The 21,652-nt window shown below is 55.8% G+C and carries 12 protein-coding genes and 1 pseudogene; 4 read left to right on the top strand and 9 right to left on the bottom strand.

The features are described from left to right. Nucleotides 1-76: 76 nt before the first annotated feature. Both D8896_RS17055 and D8896_RS17050 read right to left on the bottom strand, forming a co-directional pair. Nucleotides 77-2,518, bottom strand: coding sequence for a DUF262 domain-containing protein (locus tag D8896_RS17055; protein ID WP_121823311.1), 2,442 nt, complete (start codon nt 2,516-2,518; stop codon nt 77-79). A 63-nt stretch (nt 2,519-2,581) separates the two neighbouring features. Continuing rightward, nucleotides 2,582-3,688 carry a competence protein CoiA family protein gene (locus D8896_RS17050; RefSeq protein WP_205596870.1) on the bottom strand — a complete coding sequence of 369 codons (1,107 nt, stop codon included), beginning with the start codon at nt 3,686-3,688 and terminating at the stop codon, nt 2,582-2,584. A 182-nt stretch (nt 3,689-3,870) separates the two neighbouring features. On the opposite strand from D8896_RS17050, the gene D8896_RS17045 reads away from it, so the two are divergent. Next, nucleotides 3,871-6,066, top strand: a complete 2,196-nt coding sequence (locus D8896_RS17045) for an argonaute/piwi family protein (protein ID WP_121823310.1) — start codon at nt 3,871-3,873, stop codon at nt 6,064-6,066. Here the strand turns inward: D8896_RS17045 and D8896_RS19650 are convergent. From D8896_RS19650 to D8896_RS17010, 6 genes are all read right to left on the bottom strand, one after another. Beyond that, nucleotides 6,063-7,181: a hypothetical protein gene (locus tag D8896_RS19650; protein WP_162991636.1), complete on the bottom strand. Its 1,119-nt coding sequence runs from the start codon at nt 7,179-7,181 to the stop codon at nt 6,063-6,065. The two genes, D8896_RS17045 and D8896_RS19650, sit on opposite strands and share 4 nt — an antisense overlap. Further along, nucleotides 7,162-7,614, bottom strand: a complete 453-nt coding sequence (locus D8896_RS17030) for a hypothetical protein (protein WP_121823307.1) — start codon at nt 7,612-7,614, stop codon at nt 7,162-7,164. The genes D8896_RS19650 and D8896_RS17030 overlap by 20 nt, the downstream gene beginning before the upstream one ends. A gap of 126 nt (nt 7,615-7,740) precedes the next feature. After that, nucleotides 7,741-11,463 carry a UvrD-helicase domain-containing protein gene (locus tag D8896_RS17025; RefSeq protein WP_121823306.1) on the bottom strand — a complete coding sequence of 1,241 codons (3,723 nt, stop codon included), beginning with the start codon at nt 11,461-11,463 and terminating at the stop codon, nt 7,741-7,743. Continuing rightward, the gene (locus D8896_RS17020) at nt 11,460-14,675 is read right to left on the bottom strand and encodes a PD-(D/E)XK nuclease family protein (RefSeq protein WP_121823305.1); all 3,216 of its coding nucleotides are present in this window, start codon (nt 14,673-14,675) and stop codon (nt 11,460-11,462) included. Before D8896_RS17020 ends, D8896_RS17025 begins: the two co-directional genes overlap by 4 nt. Before the next feature lie 486 nt (nt 14,676-15,161). Continuing rightward, nucleotides 15,162-16,388, bottom strand: coding sequence for a hypothetical protein (locus tag D8896_RS17015; RefSeq protein ID WP_162991635.1), 1,227 nt, complete (start codon nt 16,386-16,388; stop codon nt 15,162-15,164). A 559-nt stretch (nt 16,389-16,947) separates the two neighbouring features. Beyond that, entirely contained in the window at nt 16,948-17,592 is a 645-nt protein-coding gene (locus D8896_RS17010; RefSeq protein ID WP_121823303.1) for a hypothetical protein, read from the bottom strand. Here D8896_RS17010 and D8896_RS17005 point away from each other — a divergent pair. The 3 genes and pseudogenes from D8896_RS17005 to D8896_RS16995 form a co-directional block, all read left to right on the top strand. After that, nucleotides 17,552-18,070: pseudogene (locus tag D8896_RS17005) on the top strand (hypothetical protein); the annotation flags it as partial. The gene D8896_RS17010 and the pseudogene D8896_RS17005 overlap by 41 nt on opposite strands. 2 nt (nt 18,071-18,072) lie before the next feature. After that, nucleotides 18,073-18,378, top strand: coding sequence for a hypothetical protein (locus D8896_RS17000; RefSeq protein WP_121823302.1), 306 nt, complete (start codon nt 18,073-18,075; stop codon nt 18,376-18,378). A 173-nt stretch (nt 18,379-18,551) separates the two neighbouring features. Next, nucleotides 18,552-19,838 (top strand): RNA-guided endonuclease InsQ/TnpB family protein, encoded by a 1,287-nt coding sequence (locus D8896_RS16995; RefSeq protein ID WP_121823301.1) that lies wholly within the window; start codon nt 18,552-18,554, stop codon nt 19,836-19,838. Nucleotides 19,839-20,013: 175 nt separating this feature from the next. On the opposite strand, the gene D8896_RS16990 is transcribed toward D8896_RS16995, so the two are convergent. Further along, the gene (locus D8896_RS16990) at nt 20,014-21,651 is read right to left on the bottom strand and encodes an AAA family ATPase (RefSeq protein ID WP_121823300.1); all 1,638 of its coding nucleotides are present in this window, start codon (nt 21,649-21,651) and stop codon (nt 20,014-20,016) included. Between the last annotated feature and the right edge of the window lies 1 nt (nt 21,652).

Genomic DNA, 21,652 nt, shown 5'->3' with positions numbered 1-21,652 from the left:
GGATGGCGAAGCTGGATAGGATAGTCAGCTGAGAAGGCTTCGACAGGTACTCGCAAAACCGACTTCTCAGAGGGGGTTAAAGCGATCGGACAGACAGACGTTTCTCAAACTCTTGGTCCGTCTTCTCTCGAATTTCGTGGCGTACCTCATCTTGGTCGGATTCAATCCCGAACTCGTCCTCAAACGAATCGAACCCAAGCGTCGACAGAATATCCAAGAGGAGCTCAATTCGTCGATCCTGCAGAGTCTCGTAGGTCCAGAAGGAGTTGAAATACGCCACTACATCGGCGTCCACATTCGAAACGTCACCGCCATCGTGCTGCTCACGGAGTTTGTCGAGGGAGTCGCGATCGACGTTGCCGTATTCGGCCGTGAAATATCGATTGGGGTAGATACTGGCGAAACCGTCGATTTCGGAGTAGTACTGCGTCATCTTCTCGGCGAGTGGCCGATTACTCGCCCCGATATTATCGGTGTCACGGAGCAGGAGGAAGTTCCCGATATCGTCGATGAACCCCTGTGTAATGAACTCCGATATATTGTCTTTCAGTCGCTCCTCCTCTTCGTCGAGATCAGAGCGCTGCACTAGCTCGATATAGCGTTCGATCTCTGACGCGATCTCGATGTTCGGCTCCGAGTCGAGTTTGAAAAACTCCCGAAGCCACGTCGGGTCTTCCGGGTCGCTGACGGGAGTCTGCGGGAGGACGTGTTCGAGATGTATGTTCCCCATGTTCAGGTCTCGTTCGACGGCACGACTACTGTCGTCGAAGTGATCCTGTGCGATCTTCCCGAAGAGCAGTCGCGCCGTTCCGGTACTCCAGGACTGCGTCTGAACGACCGTATCGACAAACCGGTCGCCGAACAGCGTCGGCGTAGAGGAACGCATCTCGGTGATGAGGTACTCTCGAGAGGGCTCGTATACACTATCTGGAGTGGCGTCGGCAGTTGGTGCGAGATTGAACTCCTCAACGGCCTCGATGAAGACCTCGCGGAAAATACTCGGTCGTTCAGAGATGAGGAGCCGTCGCAGGTTGAGTTTCTCGATAGTCTCTAGTACGCGGTGGAACTGTGCTGCATCCCGTTCCGATTCAGGATTGGTGTGATAGTAGAGCGCCAGGACGAATGGCCGCCACTGATCCATCTGTTGGTTATTGAGGCGAACAAGGATTTCCCGACACTGATCTCGGTGACTGGCTAACTCAAGGTCCTCGGCGGCGAGCTCCGTGGTCGTGATATCTTGGTAGTAGTGGACGAGGTCGTGCGCGTAGTCGAGGAAGGCCTTCGCTTCATCGAGATTCCGAAGCCGCGGGACGACATCCGAGTCGATGTTCCTCGTGTCGAAGGCGTTGGTCAGTTCGGCGCTCGCGTCACCAATCCTGTCGATGCCATCGTCGACGATACTTAGATAGATCGAGAGGTAGTCGTCGATGGCGTCACCATCGGTTGCGAACGCCACCACGATATCCTCCCACTTGTCGACGTACTCGTCTTTCACGTCGGTATCGAAGAACGCGTTCACGACCGCCGCCCTGATACGGTCGATTTTCGTCAGATCGACGCCGCGGTCGTTCAAAATCTCGAAGATCTGCATCCGGAAATCCGACTCCGCCTCTCGAATCAGGTACTCCCCGACGTGGTAGGAGTTGTAGACGTAGTTAAGGATATTCACGAGCGCTCGCACAGTCTCGTCCGGCGTCTCGGCGTCGGCGACGACGCCGCTAATCTTCTCGTCGTAGAACTCGTAAGCGTTCAACAACCGCCGGTGTGAGCGGTACAGTTTGAAGAACGCCCCTAAGGACAGCGAGTCAGTATCCAAGTCCGCGAGTTCATCGTCCGTGGTACCGAACCGGTCCAGACATTCCGAGACTTGTACTGCATCGCTGTTGTTCCCGTGAATGCTGAAGTCGGCCTCGTTCTTGAGGTAGTCCACCTGGGCGGAGGGCCCCATCATGAGGGCTTTGAAAAATTCAGCGTCGTGTTTGTTCAGCGTGAGCCGAGGCTCACGTTTGCCGAACATCTCCTCCACATAGAGGATATCGGTGATTCGTCCGATCCCGTAGTCCCGAAACTCCGCCAGGGTATCGTCCTCGATAGAAGCTGGGTCGACATCCTCGAGGTGCTCCATAAGGACGCGCAACAGCAGGTGTGTCGTCGTCAGGCGCTGTTGGCCGTCGATGACCTCGTACACCTGTTTGTCGTCGTTGACCGCGAAGTACATCGAGCTGAAGAACACGTCCGACACTTCGCGTCGGTCAGCGACTAGGTCGGCATTCACGAACTGCACGATGTCCGACCAATACTGTTCGTGGTGGATGTTCTTCCACGAGTACAGTCGCTGGTACTCTGGTACGTTGAACTTCTGATCGGTGAGGACCTCCCCCAGAGTCCGTTTCTCCATCTCGAAATTCTCGGCCGTAATCGGCCGAACTACCTTCCCATCACCGACATTCCGGGTATCGAGATCTCTGCCATCGTAGTCGATGTACTTATCATACAAATCGTCAGCCTCGTCCGACATTATTGACTGCTGTTTGTAGTCCGTCCATTTACCGTTGTGGGCGGGTTTCCGGGCCACATCAGGTCATCCCAATAGGTTAGCCAGTTCGTGAAGGTTTTCTTTGAGATTACGCTGGAACTCGGTAGAGACGGTAATGAACTCGCCGTCGTCGCTGTGTTCCTTGTACTTTCCCAGCGATAGAGCGATCTCCCCGCTCGGGGTTGCAACGAGCTTGAAGATAACTGAAGTGCTCTGTAAGCCGGTTTCCAGCCACGCCTTTTCGATATCTGCCCATTCGCCAGCGGAGGTATCTGCTGAATCCACCTCGTAAGCCAAGCTGTGAACCTTCCCCCGATTCCGAGAGTGTCCAGTCTGAACTGGAGCGAGCACGTGTTCAGTACCGCGGACCTGCTTCCCGAGCTGAAGCATCGTCCGCCCGTCAGGCGTCTCGGTGAGTTTGAACCACTTCTGGTACGGGTCATACGAGGCACTCAACCACCAGAATCCGAGATCGTTCCAGTCCGATTGGCCTCCCTGATCGAACTTCCCGTACTCCCATGCTCGACGAAGCCCCTCGCTGTGTTCAGCTAGATATTCTCGCGGGAGGACGACGTCTATCGAGGGATTGGCTGGCTTTGGTTGTCGGAGCCAGTGGATGACGCCGTGATACCCGTCGCTGAAGTCGTGTTGGACCGCGTGAGGCCAAGTCGAGAGAATGCCAGAGAGATCGACGTTGAATCCGGAGAAGTCCTCTTCTCCCAGCCAGATGACACTATACTCTGCAGCGAGATACTCAGCGGTTACTGCATCGACATCCTTGTCCTCGTGTTTGTGCTGTACTTCGACGCCGATCCCACGGCCCTCAGGGAATCGAGGCTGTGGAAACTCAACGAGAATATCGGCACGCCGGTCACCCAGCTGCTGTTCTAGTCCTATTGTGGCGTCGGGATACTCGGTCGTGAGCTTCGAATACGCGATCGACTTCATCCGCAAATGAGGTGGAGATTCACCGCCACAGTCCGTCTCCTCTTCAGCAGCGTGGTAGAAATGCCGCGCGACGAACGACCCCGTCCGGCGATGGGAGTTGCGAATTTTTAATTGATCGCCGCATTTCGAGCACTCGAGGAAATCCCCTTTCTGTACCTGATTCGGGATAACCTCGGTACCGTCGTGGAGGGCCAAGAACGGCATACTAGCTGTCGCAGCTTAGCACTCCACCTATAGAATAATGCCCCTATTGCGGCCCTCGATTGAGAAATAAATCTAGAATAAGTACTTCGTGGCATGGTTAGATCGATTTTCTCACCCCAATCACTAGCAATTCAGCGGAGAACCGCGGGGTATTATATCCTGTCAACAGGGAATAGAAGACAATGGGTCGGTTCATCAATTCGTTTGAAATCGACGTGCCGTCAGTAACTGCGGACCTCTATGATATCGATCCCCAGCCCAACGATAACTACTCCCTCCTCAATGCCCACGCCACAATCCTCGAAAGGAATGTAGGTGGGAGGGCACGTTGGTACAACCAAGGCGGTCGCCATTATATCGCAGTAATCGGCACCGAGCGGGATTATGGAACGATTCAATCTGCGGACGGAGCGGAGCTAGAATTCGCACATGAATCCGAACTCGATTTCTCTGTGTGGATCGATTTCAAGGTTCTACAGGAAGCGATAATCGAGGAACTGAAAGATGATCTCGAAGCGGACAATTACTGGTACGACTCTACGAGAAACACGTTCTATCATGAGGACCGAGAAGCGCGTATCGAAGGATACGATGTCCACCCCGGCGTCGAAGTACGAATTAGTCATCACGACCGACCTCTCATCACATTAGATCCGACGTTAGGTGCATTCGGATCGAGGACGCTAGCAGACTATCTAAATCACCCCGACTGGGGAATAGATCGAGTCAACGACGAACTCGTCGGGCGTACATTCATCTACCAAACCTCGGAGCGGTCTTCTTGCACTGTCACGGGAGTCTTTGAGAACACGACAGTCTCCGAGATTCCACCCGGCCGGTTCGACAACGAGACACTAGATGAGATCGAGAGCCGGCATGGGAAGCGATATGCCGACAGCATAGATCCATCTGAGCCAACCGTCAAAATTCAGTACGGGAATAGTGATTGGTACCCAGCTGCTCCGTCGTTACTCCTGTTTGCACCGTCTGAGGATCGCCCGGACGAAATCAGCCAACGGGCGACGTTCGGGCCTCAGGAGCGATGGCAAAGAGTCGAAGACTTCCGTGAGCTGATCGGGGACATCAGTATCGGCTCTATCCAGACCGACATTAGCCCATCATCGGTACGCGACGGGATCAGCGCATACGGTTATCCGGTACTGACGTTTGGCGACGACCCTTCAACGGAAATGGCGATTGGGCGACCGAACATCAGCTTTGACGGCAGCGATCTCACCCAAGAATACTGGAACCCAGCAAAGCAGGGGTATCTCGAGGAAGTCGGCCCTCGACGCACGTTTGACCAGGATTTCAGTGTGGCTGTCCTCTTCCCAGAGGGGACGGAAGACGAAGCGCTCAGTGCCTATCAGCAGGTGCGAGAATATGTTGAGGAACACCTTGGACTCATCCTCTCGGATCGGCCTGGAAGAGTCAACTACGAGGACCCGCGAGAGGTCGAAGAATGGCAACGCTCGCTTGAGGATGTCGACGCCGGCTTTGGGTATCTCCCCGAATACGACGAAGATGTCTACCACAAATTGATCGAGATACTGGACGGGAAGCCGCTCCAATCGTTAACCGCAACGAATCTGCGAAGCGCCCAGCGGTCGGGACACGAGGCCGATGTCATTTCGAACACGGCAGTCGGGTTAGGGGTAAAGCTAGGCGTGATTCCATTCAGCATCGAGAATCAGCTCGATACAGACGCCTACCTCGGACTTAGCGTAACAGGTCGTGACCGAACCGTTGCTAGCGGAGTAGTAGTCTCAGGTACTGACAACCAGATTCTCTATCAAACAGAGGAGACGAATCCGACCGGGCGAAGTACGGTGACGAACCAAGGGATGGCGAAGCAGATTCTGATTCGGGCCGTTCAGGGTGCGGTCAACGATCCTCGCTCTGGGTTCGATCAACTGAGTTCCCTCACGATTCACCGAAACGGGTACCTCGGCGACGATGAGATCTCCGGCCTCAAAGAGGGGGTAGAGTATCTGAAATCAAATGATTTCGTAACTGAGTCATTCGAATGGGTGGGCGTCGACGTCCAACATTCTCCCACCTATCGCATCTACGACGACGACGGAATGCCGGATATGGGTTCGTATGCTCAGCTGGATGATGAGACCGTCCTGATTGTCACGACCGATGCACCCCGACTAGGTGAGGGGACCCCGCAGCCGATTCTCTGTGAGATTTCCGTTGAAGAGGGAGATTTCGACATTTACTCAGTCGGACGGGATGCGTTCTATCTCTCGGAACTGAATTGGGGCGCGCCTTCAAAGGGAATCAAAGACCCTCTGACGGTGTACCTCACTCGGAGAATGAATAGTCGTCTCAGTCACGACCGTGTTTCACGCCTCACCTACCCGCCGTTCTAAGGTGGATAGGTATCCAGCCAATATTGGTTTGCGGCTAACCGGTGAGATCGTTCCGGCCGGTCATCAGGAGTCACACCGGCTGTGATGTCGTCGACGAGTGCCTCGAGATCATGATCGACCGATGCCGGAACCTCTTGTGTAATGAATGTCCTGAGCTCACCGTAGTCGTAGGTGTCGTATATTCGAGGCTGACTGTGTTCCAGAGCATCGAGGTGGCGTTCGAACGCGATACGGTCATCTCGAATCCCGTTCAGAAGGTTCGGGAAGTACTCGTCAGAGAGATCCATCACAAGATCGAACCGAAGTGCAGGCGGTGGATGTAGGTCTCCATCTGGATCCTCCTCAATATAATACGGATTGGAATGATGAAGGTGCCTAACAAGCGAAGCGAGATAAGACGGCCCAAAAGTCAATACTCCACAGACATCACAAAACAGTTCCTCAAACCAAGCCCGCCACGAGCGTGCAAACTGAGCCTCATCATCAATCTCTTGCCGGGTTCGTCCCTGGATTTCTCTTACGGCATTATTGAAGCCCGTCCTTAGTTCGTCGTGTCGGTCCAAGACCGCATGCGCGATTTCATGGGCGAATATCGGGGCATAGACCTCTGGGTCACTCTGGGTTCTAGGGAGGATGAGGGCGTAAATTTGGCTCAGATCACCAGTCGCAGGAATATTTTCATCAAGAGGATCGATCGCAAATCCATTCCAGATCACCGGGAGGACTGTAATATCGATTCCAAATGCATCCTCGAGCTCAGATGAGATCGACGATGCATGGTCAAGCCGGCCAGATGTAGCCGAATTGCGTTGATACTGATGTAGATCTAAGTAAACAAGTTCCGTCTCCAGAACTTGGAGCTCTAGGGCAACAGTATCGATGGCTCCTAGATACTCTTCATACAGTTCGTGAGTCGCTTCTGCATCCGGTTCCTGGTCGTACGCTCGCTCGTAGAGAGAACGCGTTTCCTCGATATTATCGAATCCATCCTCCACGGAGCTGTAAATCGAATCTGTCACAGGAATCCGAGTATCGAGAGAATCCAAGACTTCGCGGGCGGCCTCGAATTTGCCCCGAAGAAACGCAACTTGGGACTCAGCGAGTTCCGTTGGCAAGAGTACCCCGCATACGATTGATACTATCTCGAGAAGTGCGGTTCGCGGTCTCCGAGATCTCCTTCAACTTTTCACGGACGTCATCAAGACCCTGTTGATAGGTGAGGGTCTCTTCAGCGGCTTCCATGACCTCAATCAGGTCATCGAAATCGCCGACCAACCGGGAGCGTGCAGTAATCGCGTTCTCCTGAATCTGCTCAGCGATGGCTAATTCATACGGGTCAGCGTTCGGATCTTCATCGAGCGCGTCGCGAATTTGCTCAAGTAGGTGGCGGCCTGATTCAAGTTTCGCTCGCAAGTCGTCCTCACTCTGCTCGAGATCGATGCCGTCGCGCTTAGCTTTGAGGATAGAGATGGCTACGAGCGCCTCATCTGCACGCTCGCCGAACCGCCGGTTTGCCTCGTACCGGCGCTTCGCTCGCCATCGAGTCATACGCTATTACGTGTGTACGCCTTGTCGAGTGATATAAGTTTTCGCTTTAAATTCCGAGGGTTGAGAATAGGAATTGGGGGTAGAGGAGTTCCAGAGCAGGAATAGCGTTGGTGATCCTGGACTAGCTCAGAAATTGCTCGATTCTCCTCGGACTGCGGCGCCGTCGGACTGCGTTAACCCCTCAAGTTGTGTGTTCAGGTCATCACCAAGAATATCCAACGAAAGCATGTCGTGGGTCGTGGTCCGATGCTCATCAGCGTCGGCAAAGTACAGCGTGGTGTGAACGATTCGGGAATCGTCGTTCTGGTAGAGGGCAGCTGCATACACTTCGAGTTGTGGCCAGTACTTCTCTGCGAGGTCGTCGACCGACCGTTGAGAGGTGTCGTTCGTCTTGTAGTCGATAACGTGGTAGCTGTCTGGACTGACTAGAAGCAGGTCGATATCGCCGACGATTCGGCCGGCTTCCAATCGCGTCACAACCGAGAGTTCCTCGTGGATGGTTGTCGGCAACTCGTCGTCGGCGACGCCGTCACGGAACTGTAGGCAGCGCTCAGTATACTCTTCGATCCGATCCAAATCCCCATCAGTCACCGTATCATCCAAAGCAGAACCCAGCCGAGCCGCGATGGAGCGCCACCGGTCTCGAGCAGGTCGTAGCTCACAGAGCTTGTGGACGATCGTTCCCAGATGGTTGGCCTGAAGGCCATCCGTTTCGAGGCTCGCGGCGTCCTCCTCGAGTTCGTCAGTGTAGATGGCTGTATCATCCGGAGAGAGTGCTTTCGCAAAATTCGTGGCCGTGATCGACGTCGGGGGAGTGGACAGTTCTGGAGCAGGAATGTCAATCTGAGGGTAGTCGCGCTCAGTTGCCGCTGACGCGTCCCAATCGTGGACAGGAGCGGTTGGTGTTCGAACTGTGTATTCGCTCCCACGGATAGTGGTCGTATGATCTGCCCCGACGGAGAGCTGTCTCAAGATATGTCCTGCATCACCGTCCTCGTCTTCCAAGAGAATCGGTTGGAGCCAATCACGCCAGTATCGTGCATCCGCGGCATCATTCGGGTCACCTAACCCCAAGCCATCCTCCTCATCAGCGTCGGTAGAGTGAACGCCGCTGAAGAGCAGGTGGTCACGGGCCCGCGTCGCTGCGACGTAGAGGAGACGCTTCAGTTCAGCTCGTTCCTGCATTCGGACCTCCTCCTGAAGCCGCGTCCGAGCGAGCGTATTCTGGTGCTCATAGGGATCGTCGGCTGACGGAGCTTTCAGACCGAGCACGGGTTCTGACTCGCCATCCCCGACGTCAAGCTCGTCGAGGTAGACTTTCCCGTAGTCGTCGACATCCCCCTGAAAGTTGAACTCGGTGCCCACTTCTGGAATTGCGACGATAGGGAACTCAAGCCCCTTCGCCGAGTGGATTGTTCGAATCTGGACGCCGTCAGCATCTTCGGGAATAGTCGCTTCGTCAGCGTGGGATTCGATTTCCTTCCGACGGTCGATTCGCGTGAGGAGTTCCGAGACAGTCTTGACGCCACCCTCTTCCCAGGCGCGAACCTGTTCGCGGAACCTGTTGATATTCACTGCCGCCTGTCGCGGGCGTTCATCTGCCCCGACACTGGCGATATACCCGGTATCGTCGATAATCCGGGAAAGCAACGTTCCCCACGGAACAGTCGTGTCAACCGTTACATCGTCGTTGACAGCAGCGATCTGCCGCCACTCGTCTAGGAGACGGGCAGCGTCGCCGAGATCATCCTCAGCTGTCTGGAGAGCAATCCAGAGTGGCTGATCCTCGGAGTGGAGTCGGGCGAGATCCTCATCGGGGAAACCAAACAGTGGCGACCGGAGGACACCGTAGAGAGCGATGTCGTCGTCCGGGTTCTCGAAGAACCTAAACAGATTGACCAAGGCTGTGATCTCGGGGGCGTCCCAGAACCCAGTACCCGAAACGACAGTATACGGAATTCCGTATGCATCCAGCGCTCGTTCGTGCTCCTTGAGCCGGGTGCGAGCGCGCAACAGGATGGTGACGTCTTCGGGTTTCGCAGGTCGAAGGCATTCCTCGTCGTCATCGTAGACTTCCGGAGGATCGTCCAGTAACGAGGTGAGACGGCTGGCAAGCGCGTGAGCTTCTCGTTCGCCGTGCCCAGCGAATCGAGGAGTTTGATTCAAGTAATCGGTACCGTGGAGTTCCGGGACGTCATCGTCAGGCACGAGCAGGTACTCGACTGATCCGGTGACATCACGTCCCTGCCGGCGTTCATCCGTAAGTTCCTGCGGCTTGGCTTCATAGTCGCGGTACTCGTCGCCCATCGGCTCGAATACCTTGTCGAAGAGCGCGTTCAGGAACTCCCGCGTCTCCTGAATCGTGCGGAAATTGCCTCTGAGCTGCTTGGTAGTCTCGACATCGTCCGGATTAGCCGCAGCGAGGTCCTCACGAGCCGAACCGAAGGTGGTCACGTCGGCGCCACGGAATCGGTAGATGCTCTGTTTCTCGTCACCGACCAAGAAGACGTTCTGAGCGTCAAAATCATCGGTATCGCCGGCAGTCAAGAGTTTGATGAGCTCCCACTGGAGCAGGTCAGTATCCTGCATCTCGTCGACCATTACGTACTCGAACTGTGACTGAACTTGCTCGCAGACGCGGTCGTCCGCGTTCAGGAACTCGATGCAGGTCTGGATGAGGTCGTGATAGTCCAGAGCATTCTGATCCGATTTCGTCTGTGTGTATTCGTCCAGAACAGTGCAGTAGAGCCGAGCAAGGCTCAGGACGTAATGACTACTGTTCCACTCGGTATCGAGACCGCCGATGAACTCTCGCTCCTCAGGTTCGATCGCTTCCAGAAGCGCATCTGCAGCTGCGTCTAATTGCTCCTGCTCGCCCTCGTGAGCACTCCAGCTCGACTTGGACCCCCGGTACCAGTGACGTCGGCTGTATCTGCTACCACTCCCAGTCGTCAGTCGGTCACAAATAACGTCGAAGGCTCGTTGCCACTCTCTTCCTTCTGCCTCGCCGGTGTGAATTCCGGTTTCACGTGCGATAGTAGAGACGGTCTCCAGGAAATCCATCCCGTTATCACTAGGATCGATGTCGAATTCTTGGTCGTAGAGGTCGCAAATGGTGTTCAAAGCGGCCTGTACTGACGGGTCGCTAAGGTAATCCTCAGCAGTCTCCTGATCCGTCGGATAGAACGTCCTCCAGACATGGTCCAAATATGCATCTACGGACTCGTCTTCCCAGCGATTCGCCCATTCAGTACTCATCGGGCGGCTGTTGAGTAGACCGGCCAGAACCTGCTCAAGAGAATCTCGACTCCAGAGTCGAGCGAGGCGGCGAATATCCTCATCCGTTTCCCAGCGAGCGTCAATCGTCTCCCTGACCACCTCCTGCATCAACACCTTGGAATCGGCCTCGTCCAGCGTGTCGAACTCGGGTTGGACCGGGGCTTCGACGACGTACTCGCGGAGCAGCCGAGAACAGAAGCCGTGGATGGTATGAATATAGCCGTCTTCCAAATCGTCCTTGATGCTGCGCCATCGACTGTAGTCGTACTCGTCTGATTCGGGGACCTCACTGAGACGCTCAGCTACTTCTTCCCGGATACGCTCCCGCATCTCATTCGCGGCATCGTTCGTAAACGTGATCGTCGCGATGTTCTCGGGCCCGATGTCGGGGTCGGACTCCAGCATCTCGAGGTAACGGAGAGTCAAGGTTGTGGTCTTTCCAGTGCCTGCCCCAGCGGTAATCGCGATATTCTGATCGAGTTCCAGAGCCTCCTCCTGTTCAGTTGTTGGGGAGAGCTCCTCTTCGCCTTCGTCGTCCGTCGACGCTGGCGCATCGTCGATACCCGTCATCCGTCTTCACCCCCAAGCGTATCCAAGAACGACCCATCTCGCGCCCTCTGTGGGATATAACCGGACGAATCGGAGCGATCCATCTCTTGGATTATCTCTTGTCGTTGGTGGTGTCGAACATCGCAGATGTCCCGATAGTCACAGTAGCGACAGCCCGCTTCTTTCGGCGAAAGCGTGGTCGTTTGGAAAGCACCATTCTCGATGCCGTCAGCTACCTCGCCAACTCGCGATGGGACGGTTTCTGTGAGGAACCGCTCGTAGTCCTCGTCAGTTCCATCGTTCCGTTCAAGGTAGTATCGAAGACTCCACTTTCGAGTAATCTCTGTCGGGGGCTCCGTTACATAGAATTCCCCGTCCACATCGGCAAGTGTATCCTCGTATCGGGCTGCTAGTTCTGCTCGTGTGGCAAGTATATAGAGCGGGAGCTGAAATTCGATACCGTCGATTGTCTGAATGGTTTCTGGGTCGCTCGTCTTGTAGTCGTGAACTAATCCTTCGATGGTACCATCGTCCTGTTCGCGAAGGCTCACGCGGTCGATGAATCCCCCGACGGATATCTCTCTTCCATCCGGCGTCGTCACCGTGATCTCGCCCTCTTCCGAATCCGAGAAGTCCATCGGCACCTCAAACCATGCCGGAACATCGTCGTTGTCGTCGTGCTCCGCATCAAGGAACCGGACGAAGAGTCCTCGATCGATTCCCTGATGAGGTCGATCATCACCGAAGTACTCGTTCACGTCGGGCGTCGCGAGCCCAGCAAGGAGCTGTTCCAGCCACCGTTTATAGAACACGTCGTCGAAGTCGATGTCGGAGTCAGCAAGGCTATCTCGTGTCTGCTCCAACAGCTGTTCTTCGAGGAATTCTCGATCATATTCACTGAGGTCAACTGGATCGCCGTGGTCATCCTGGAGCCCGCGATAGAACTCCTCGAAGATATCGTGGACGAGGCTCCCGAGATCGACTTTCTGAGGCTCGAGATGGAACTCGTCGGGCGCTTCGATGCCCAGTATCCGTTTCATATAGTAGGCGTGCCCACACTGAGCGTAATCTTTCAGCTGCGTCGGGCTGTACGGCCCACGTTCACCGTGGAGCTCCGAGACCAATTCGGGATCAAGCTGTGCATCGTGGGCGGATAGTCCGGCGTCAGCTCGACTTTCAGCGCACCTCGTACCCGCCACGACGCGCTCGGCCTGCTGTCGCGAGAATACTCCGGAGTCAGCAGCGTGCTTAACGGCTTCCTCCCGTCCCTCCCTATCTCGGTGATGACGAAGGGCCCGCTGGACATCTTCGGGAACGGCATTCCCAAGATCATCAGGCGTTGGCTCAAGGCCAGTTACTCGAGCGAGTTCATCGAGAATCGACGACTCAAGCAGGTCATCGTCATCAAATGATGTCTCGGGGGTCGTAATGTAGACGCTCTCGGCACCTGAGAGCAAGGTAGCAAACTGGTAGCGGGACTCAGCTCGGTCATCGGTGAACGAGAGGTCGGGGATGTCGTCGAACAGACGCTCGAAAAAGAGAGGTCGATCCTTCTCGACGGGGAAGTCCTGCTCGGTCAACCCGACGAAATACAGGTGCGAATAGGACTGCATGTAGGCATCGCGTGGACCAACGATCTCGACGACATCCTGTGTAGATTGACTCGGTGGGGGAACCCGCACCTTCTCAAGTGCATCGGCCACTTCTTCGATTGGCTCGTCTATTCCAAAGCGCTCAGCCACGAATTCGATCGCATCAAACACCCTCTCGACCCGATTGTAGGACGCGACCTCCATTCGAGCATCGAATGACGCCGCATCTTCTTCGATAGAGTCGACGTTTTCAGAGAGATCGACGGTTTCGAACACAGTGTGCACGGCTTCAACGACGTCGTCGGCCTCCGCGGCCTCAGCATCGTCGGCGACCTGGAAGAGGTTCTCCAACACCTCAGCGGAGGCATCGTCGAGTTCCTCGAGAAGTCGGTCAGTATCGACTGTCGGAAGACGGCGGGCGAGGTCAGCAACAGCGGACCGATCAACGTCGTCGGTGGCTCCTCCAAGAGTCACGAGCGGATTCGTCGCGAGACGAGCTACCGTATCTGTGCGTGGGTCGTCGACACAGAGTTCAGCCAGATCGAGCATTGCCCGCCCAGCATACGTCTGATACAGCAGTTTGTTCGCAAACCCGACCGACTGGATACCAGCGGCCTCGAATACGTCGGCGACTTGCTCCTGATACGAGATTAGACCCGGAATGACAACCAGAATGTCGTTGGGGTCGGCGCCGTCCGCGAGCTGTTTCCGCACCCTTCGAGCAACTTGTCTAACCTCTCGATCTGGTGTGGGGGCGCTGTACCATTGAAGCTGGTCGGGAGGAGCCGTATCCTCGTCAACCCCTGGAGATGGCGTATAGAGCTTTCCAGCAGCGTCGATGAGTGAACTCGGAGAATCGGGAGTGACAGCGGTCGGTGGGCCAGCAATTGCCTGGTACGTCTCCATCGCGTCAGCAGTGATCTGGTTTGCTCCACCGGACGGCGTTTCTGTGTCGGCCAGGGGGAGCGAGATACAGACAGGGAATACGGTGGCTAGTCGGTGAATAAAACGCTTCTCGTGGTGGGACAGGTCGTAGAATCCAGAGATTACGACGACGTCGACGTGAGGGAAGATCTCCGTAAGGGAAGCTCCGCTATCGAGGACCGTCCGGTACGCCTCACTAAGGGTGTACACGTCATCCCCGACACCTTCTCGACGGAGCTCGTAGAACTCCTCATACACGCTCGCGACCAGATCAATGGTTCCAGGTGATAACTGGGAATTCTCGACGAGGGTTCGAACTGATTCAGGGGAGTGGTAGCCCTCTCCCTCCAGTTCTGTAATAAGATCGGTGAAGTGGTCTCGATAGAGATGCGCATCGTCCAAGAGACCACGGTCAGCGGCAGTTCGAAGCGCTCGGTCGATTAACCGGCGCCGAGTCAGCGCATCCAGAAGAGAACTCGGGTCAGCGATCCGCTCGTAGCATTCCCCGACGACAGTATTGAAATCGGTTACTCGAAGTCGGAGTGGTTGGTAAGTCTCGGCCCACGCGTCGGCGACCTCATCCGTGCGATGGTCGTTGTTCTCGATGTAGAGGATGCTGCCGGGCTCGCCGCCAGCCTGTTCAGCAACCCGTTCAAACACCTCAGATTGAAGCGCGTCGAAGGAGGGACTGGTGAGAAAATCACAGCCATTAGCCATGCAACAAGCAAACTAATTCCCGTGATATAATTCTGTCCCAGACACAGACGGGTCTTCAGGCAGATCCATTAAAAAGTTAGAATGGCCGCAGATCGCTACCGACGACTCTCACAAACACCTCTACTGTAAAAACCTGTTCAGGATCTCTCCGAAATCTCGGGGTCCTCGATAAGGGTGTTGAAATGTTCGATGACTACGTCACGGTTAGTGACTAATACACCCGATCGCTTGAGGAGTTCCATCCTACAATTCTGGCTGTTGGTTGACTTCACTGAACACACGACGAAGAAGCCCGAATGGTTCGGAATTATAGGTATCACGATGTAAGAGCGGATAGATAGCACGATCGAGTGGAGCTTCAGCTCTCGACCTGTTGCTTATCTTTGATTAGTATGTGAACTCCCTATACTGAGCAAATTGGGGGGGTGAATAACAGCTATGAGAACCGCTGTATGACACCCTCGCATCCAAGCAGGTCGTAGCAGTCTAGCCATTTAATTCGACTTCCCACAGCGCAGCAGTATCGGGTGATTCCCCGCCAAACGCTGTTTGCCGCGCTTCATCATCCATCTCACCCATCAGGTCCCGGAAGGCTGTCGGATCGAGAATCGCTGGTACATGCGTATTCTTCCGCCCAGACGGGCCCGCCCAGATCGGCATCAAGTTCGAACCTTCGAAATACAACGCCTTATGTCGAACCCCGATTGATTCAACCGTCTCTTCGGAATCAACGAAAGCAACCCGCTTCCCTGGGACCGGATCAGACTCTACGAGGCGTACCGTCGCACCGTCTTCCTCGGCAGGGGACACGGCAACCCGCTGCCCGTCGTCCACAGAGGCATCACCAAACTTTGATCGCGCCCAGTCCTCCAACACTTGCAAATCACCGTCTACAAATGTATCTTCACGGATGTCTGTCGGTATCTGCTTAAGACAGGTATTAAACTCGGCGGCTGTGAACGCGGGTGACTGGGACTGCCGCTCGTCACGGTCCCAGATGAATTTAAGCTCCAATTTGTTACGGTCCTCCACCGGATACCCGGTGAATTTCAGCCGCTTGATATAGTCCCCTTCGTGGGAAGCCACGATATGGTCCAGTTCAAACCACGCTAAGTACTCCGTGAACTCCCGGAGTAAGAACCTGTCCGGCTGTCGTTCCGTCCGCTCAAGGTAATTCCGTAGCACCCGGTAGACATCAAGCCACTGGACGCCGCGTCCAGCCTCATTAAATTCAGGCGATGACAGTCCGAGCGCACCCCGGTACGTCGCCATCTCAGACTTGCTAAGCGTGTCACTGCCTGTTTTCACCTCAAGAAAGATTGAGATAGGCGAGGAATTTGCGGCATTCCGTGACCGGAGCTGGACCAGACCATCTGGTCGCGGTCGGTCGTCTGAATCAATCGAGGTGGTTCCAGCGCGTTCGGCGACGTTCTCCCCGTTTTCTGAAATGCCAACGATATAGGTCTGTTGCAGGTCGATGTCCCACTCAGAAATATTCTCAGGACTCAGCACTGGTTGTGCTGTGTATTCCCACTCATAGGTTGTTGCTGGAACTTGGATGTCGAACGCGTTCGCAATCACGCCTCGAGAAATCCCATCAGTCCCCTCCTGTAATGTTTTCAATAGCGAATCCGTTACGTTGTTCTCTTTCTGTATGTTTTGGTGGCGCGATCCTTCCTCGTACCAGAAGAGGAAATCATGTCTTCCCTCCATGGCTTCTCCATTATGCTCATCTGGAATATATTTTAACCACAACTGTGATTACTACCGAGTATAGCTAGACGGGAAATCCTCCACCTGTGAATATTCGAGCTTGAGATACCGAAAGTCATTTTTTCGAGGTTCATTTCGATAACGGAGCCAAATTCAGAAGGATCATGGGTGGTGAGTTCCCCTTCTTATAGTAGTCTTCGAGCCCAGACCGGGTCAGGCTGATCTTAGTTAGGAAATTGCATCGTTTCTCCGACGCACCTCTCAACCGTTATCCTAGACCTCTCGATCCGCTATCTCTCCTGCATCAAAGGGCAACCAAACTAGGTGTTGGCTACGGGTTGAACAGGGTGTCCACTAAGCCGCTACAGTATTGAGGGTTGTCTTCGTCCTGATGATGGGGGTTCGGGATGACGTCACCGTCTACTTTGAGTTCGGGTGTGCCGTCGCTGTCGGTGGTGATGTGGGCGGTGTACCAAATCACACCATTAAGATTGTCATCCAGTAGTGGCCATGCTTGAAGGGCGTCGTCGGGATCACGAACGGGGCGGTCATCGACGGCCTAGCCTGATTCAGTGTCGTACGTAAGTTGGATTTTCAATGAGCCGTAGAGTGAGGCCACGACCTGTTCTGGCATGATTTCCGATTGGGTGATATCGAGTGCGATGAATACGGAGTCCTCTGTCAGCTCGGCCGTGTTGGTGTAATCAGATTTGAATTTGTCCGCGATTTTGTTGTAGGCAGTGTTGGGGATACCGATCGCCCTGTTTGCAACGTCGAGATTACGCCAGAGCTGTGGTGCTCGGATTTCAATGTAGCTGTTTTCCACGACCACGTCCACATCTTTGTCCAGTTCTTTACCGGTTTCGTGGTGGTGCAGTGGAACGTCGATACGGTAGCTGAGGCCGTGGTCGTCAAGCCAGAGAAGAAACCCGATTTCGCTCAATGTGGATTCGAAGGCGTCTCCGAGCAGTTGCTGTTGCTTCGCCGCTGGTATCCGATGCCAGTTCTCATCGAGGAACGTGAGGTAGGTCTCCGCGTCGTTTCGGAGGAGATCAAGCATCGGGTGGTACGTCGCTTGGTCAATCTTCCGGGAGAGCCGAGTGTGGAAGTGACGTTTGAGCTCTGGGTAATCGCCGAGCCGGGCGAGGATGCTTTGATCGTATTCCCGGTTTTCTAACACGTCGCCCCACACCCCCGCCCTCATCGTCGCGCCGGCCGTCGACGCCCAGTACAGCGGCGACGATACCCTTGGCGAGACCCACGCAAAAACCCTCCAGGCCCGAACTCTCGCCCGGTTGGCGACCTACGCCGATGGGTACGACATCCCGGTGCTCGTTACGCGAAACGAACGAAACGAATTCACCGAGCCAGTCGCGACGGTCGCCGACCATCAGCTCGAGTGCGAGCAAACCCGGATGGGCCCACAGGTCGTCGGCAAAGACTTCAAGACGCTCGTCTATCCCGTCGACGACGGCGCGTACTACCAGACGACGTTCGCGTACTGGCGGCAGCTGCTCGCGGCACGCGCCACGCAGGTCGGCATGGAACCGACGACGCCGGCGCCGTCGCCGCCGACCCCAGAGGGTGTCGGGACGGGTGTCACAGCTGACGGTGAGACGGTGGCGGCAACCGCGGACCTCTTGCTCGATGCATGGACGGCGAGTGGTACAGGAGGCCGATAGCGATGGGACGCACAAACCCAACCTACCGAGATGCGCTCCGGGCCATCGAAGAGCGCTGGGCAGAGTTCCGGCGGGCACTGCGGCGTCGCAACCAGCCGCGGTTCGACCGGCTGTTCGAGTACGCCCGCGAGCACGCCGACGCGAGTGGGCTTTTGAACCACCAGAACCCGTTGCTGCCGGCGCTGCTCAGCATCGATCTCGAACAGGAGGCCCGCCTCGACGACCACGAGGAACGCCTCGAAGAGCTCGAAGCCGCGGTCGCAGCACGGGATGATCAAGAGAGTGGCCCACTGGACTCGAATCCGTGACGATGCCGTTCAGCGTGAGGCAAGGGGAAGCTTCCGACCTCACCGGGCAAGCGAAGCGAGAGATTGTGTGGAGAGGAAACCGACACGATACTGTGCCATCCACGCTCGATGGGTTACCGACTCCCACCGAATCGTGGTGAATATAAAGACACATGTACACATCTGAAACACGGATGGAGGTCCGTCGCACCGTCCCCGTCAAGCTCGACGTGGCCGACAGCGACGCCGATCTCCTCCACGAAACCATTTCCGAGTTCCTGTGGGCCGCCAACTACGTCGTCGACCACGCGTGGCAAGGCGAGTACAAGACCACGAGCAAGGCCGAACTCCAACGCGAAACCTATGACGACGTGCGGGCAGAGACCTGGCTGCAAGCGAACCTCGTCCAGAACGCCCGCAACAAGGCTGCCGATGCCGTACAGAGCGTCGTTGCTCGCTGGAAGCAAGGTGACTATGCGGGGAAGCCAAACTTCACCGCGCCGACGCTCGTCTACGACAAGCGGTGTGCGACATTCAACGATGACCACGCCACACTTTCGACCGTCGAAGGACGGATTACCGCTGAATACGTCCTCCCCGACGAGAACCGCGAGACACCACACTCGGAGTATCTATACAACGACGACTACGAAGTGACGGGCGCAGAACTGCACTACCGCGACGGCGAGTTCTACCTTCACGTCCGAACAAAGGCGGACGTGGAGTTCGAGACTGCCGACGATGGCAACGGCGAGCACAGCACAGTCCTCGGCGTTGACCTCGGCATGGAAAACATCGCCGTCACCTCCACAGGGACATTCTGGAACGGGTCGGAGTTGAATCACTGGCACCGTGAGTTCGAGAAGCGGCGCAGGTCACTCCACCAGCGCGGCACACGGTCCGCCCACGAAACCATCCAGTCGGTCGGACGTACTGAGACGGGCCGCTACGATCACTTCTTACACACTGTCTCAAAGGAACTCGTCGCGGAAGCCGTCGACTATGGCTGCGACGTGATCGCGTTCGAGAACCTAACCGGGATTCGTGAGCGGATGCCCAACGCCAAGAAGTTCCACGCGTGGGCGTTTCGACGCCTGTTCGAGTACGTCGAGTACAAAGCCGAAGTGGTCGGCATCTCGGTCGAACAGGTGAGTCCTGCGTACACGAGCCAGCGGTGTTCCAAGTGCGGCTTCACTCACGAGAACAACCGTTCAACCTCGGACGGGCAGGACGTATTCGAGTGCCTGAAGTGTGGATACTCCCCCCATGCGGACTACAACGCGGCGAAGAATATCGGATTGAAGTATCTCCGCTCGGCGCAAAAGTCGTCGGGCGGAGGCGCACCCGTAAACGTGCGCTTGAATCGCGGGACGTTGAACGTGAATGGCGATTACGAGCCTTCCGCCGACGGCGGACAGAACGGGAGTCCATGCGAAAGCCCCACCCGCAACGAAGCGAACGGCGAAGCCGTGAGCGAGTAGGATGGGGCAGTTTACTATCGACTTTCTGGACGACGGCCGCGTCCTGAATATGCTTCACAAGATGCACGGCATAGTCAAGAAGCTGGATCTCAACCTCAGCGAACTGCCTGATTGGCCCTATGTTCGGGCCGGTTCTGAATTTCTTGATCCCGGTAGCCCGTGGTTCGATAAGTCTTCAGTCAAGATCAGTTGTCGGTAAAGACAACAGCGAGTGGTCATCATCTTTCGCGTAGAGTAGCACGTTGTCGTCAGGCCACTTGAGAACCTCCTCGTGGAGTGTCTCGACGAGTGTTTGCAGCAACGGAGAAGCCGACCTAGCTCGGTTCAGCGTCCGTGCACCTTTGAGATAGACGACGAGAGGAGCAGTCACCGGCGTCTGGAATGTCTCGATAACTTGTTCACGAGTGGTCTGGTGGTCCGGCCCGAGCAATTCACGAACAGAAACAATTCTGAAGGTTCCGCGTTCGTTCTCCCCCAGCGCCGCGACGTGTTGGCGTGCGGTATCTCGAGCGGTGTCGGTGTCCAAGGACTCACTTCGAATCATACCGACGTGCGTATCGACCCGTCGTGTCCGACCGCCAGCCGTGATCTCTTCGTCGGTGAAGGGTCCACGCCCTCGTCCCTCGAACGGTCCAGTTAGCGTCTTCTCAAGGGCTGCTACTGTAAGTTCTTCGTTGCCGCCGCGTTCGAGTCGCTCAACCGTCTTGAGAACCAGATCTTCGAGGTCGGCCCCAGTGAACCCCTCCGTGTTTGTGACGATTTCTGAGAGGGGTTCCGTCTCGAACTTTGTAACAAAGCTGTCGAGGGACTTATCCAAATTTGAGGCCTCCGCCCGACGGCTCTGTTCGAGGTAATGATGGAGGATCGCCGTTCTTTGGGCTGGATTTGGACGGCCGAACTCAATCGGATCACTACCGAACCGACCAGGCCGGAGAAGCGCCGGATCGAGCACCTCGGCAAGATTTGTCGATCCGATAACTTTCAGCGATCGGTCGCGGTCACGTGCCTTCTGGTCGATACCATCAAGCAAGACAAGCAGCTGTGCGACAAGCTGGTGGCCGTGGTCTTGGCTGGCTAAGTCACGGCTGCGCCCGATGGCGTCGAGCTCGTCAATATAGAGAACAGGGCTGTCAGCCCGGTCACGCGCCTCCTCAAACTTCTGTCGAAGTGTTCGCTCGGACTCGCCGACCCACTTGCTTAGCACTTCAGGTCCAGAGATACTGACGGGGACTTCGCCGTATTTCTCTTCACAGACTTCTTTGACGAGTTCGGTTTTTCCTGTGCCCGGAGGCCCCTCCAGAAGGATTCCAGTCCGCTCAGAGAGACCCCAAGACTCGTAGTCGGCTTCGAGAAATCGTTCAAGATCCGCTCGTTGATGGTCCAGCCCCGCGACGCGGTCTGCGCCGACCGGATGAACCCAATCAGCCTGCATAAATTCGGCCAGTTCACGCTCTTTGACTTCGGTTCTCAAGTCATCAGGCGGCGTAACGTCTTGATCAACGAGCTCGACGATGAGCCTGAGTTCGTGCTCGGCGTCGCCTGACCGTGGCCCTGCTGTTGTGACATCGAATTCACGGCGGTAGACGGTCACTCCGTTCTCAGTCCCGTCTGGATTGATACGGAATTCGTACTGCTCGGTTACGTCCTTGGAGGCCCGTACTTCGAACGCCCTATTTGGCTGGTCTTCAGCACGACTCCTGACCACTGTCCATGGAAGGTACTGCTGTCCTTCGAATAACGAGGAACGGATCGATGCTACCGATGGGTTGTCGCGTGCGCGTTCAACCCAGTTATACAGCGGTGTGTCTGGCATT

Origin of the sequence: Halostella salina, from assembly GCF_003675855.1 — an archaeon.
GTDB lineage: Archaea > Halobacteriota > Halobacteria > Halobacteriales > Natronoarchaeaceae > Halostella > Halostella salina.
The sequence above is the reverse complement of the archived record's forward strand: the minus strand, read 5'-3'. Positions and strand labels throughout refer to the sequence as shown.

Excerpts from the sequence above, each read along its gene's own strand:
- D8896_RS17030 (WP_121823307.1), bottom strand. The coding sequence starts at position 7,614 with ATGACTCGATGGCGAGCGAAGCGCCGGTACGAGGCAAACCGGCGGTTC.
- D8896_RS17025 (WP_121823306.1), bottom strand. The coding sequence starts at position 11,463 with ATGACGGGTATCGACGATGCGCCAGCGTCGACGGACGACGAAGGCGAA.
- D8896_RS17010 (WP_121823303.1), bottom strand. The coding sequence starts at position 17,592 with ATGAGGGCGGGGGTGTGGGGCGACGTGTTAGAAAACCGGGAATACGAT.
- D8896_RS17020 (WP_121823305.1), bottom strand. The coding sequence starts at position 14,675 with ATGGCTAATGGCTGTGATTTTCTCACCAGTCCCTCCTTCGACGCGCTT.
- D8896_RS17050 (WP_205596870.1), bottom strand. The coding sequence starts at position 3,688 with ATGCCGTTCTTGGCCCTCCACGACGGTACCGAGGTTATCCCGAATCAG.
- D8896_RS17015 (WP_162991635.1), bottom strand. The coding sequence starts at position 16,388 with ATGGAGGGAAGACATGATTTCCTCTTCTGGTACGAGGAAGGATCGCGC.
- D8896_RS17000 (WP_121823302.1), top strand. The coding sequence starts at position 18,073 with ATGGGACGCACAAACCCAACCTACCGAGATGCGCTCCGGGCCATCGAA.
- D8896_RS16995 (WP_121823301.1), top strand. The coding sequence starts at position 18,552 with ATGGAGGTCCGTCGCACCGTCCCCGTCAAGCTCGACGTGGCCGACAGC.
- D8896_RS17045 (WP_121823310.1), top strand. The coding sequence starts at position 3,871 with ATGGGTCGGTTCATCAATTCGTTTGAAATCGACGTGCCGTCAGTAACT.
- D8896_RS17055 (WP_121823311.1), bottom strand. The coding sequence starts at position 2,518 with ATGTCGGACGAGGCTGACGATTTGTATGATAAGTACATCGACTACGAT.
- D8896_RS16990 (WP_121823300.1), bottom strand. The coding sequence starts at position 21,651 with ATGCCAGACACACCGCTGTATAACTGGGTTGAACGCGCACGCGACAAC.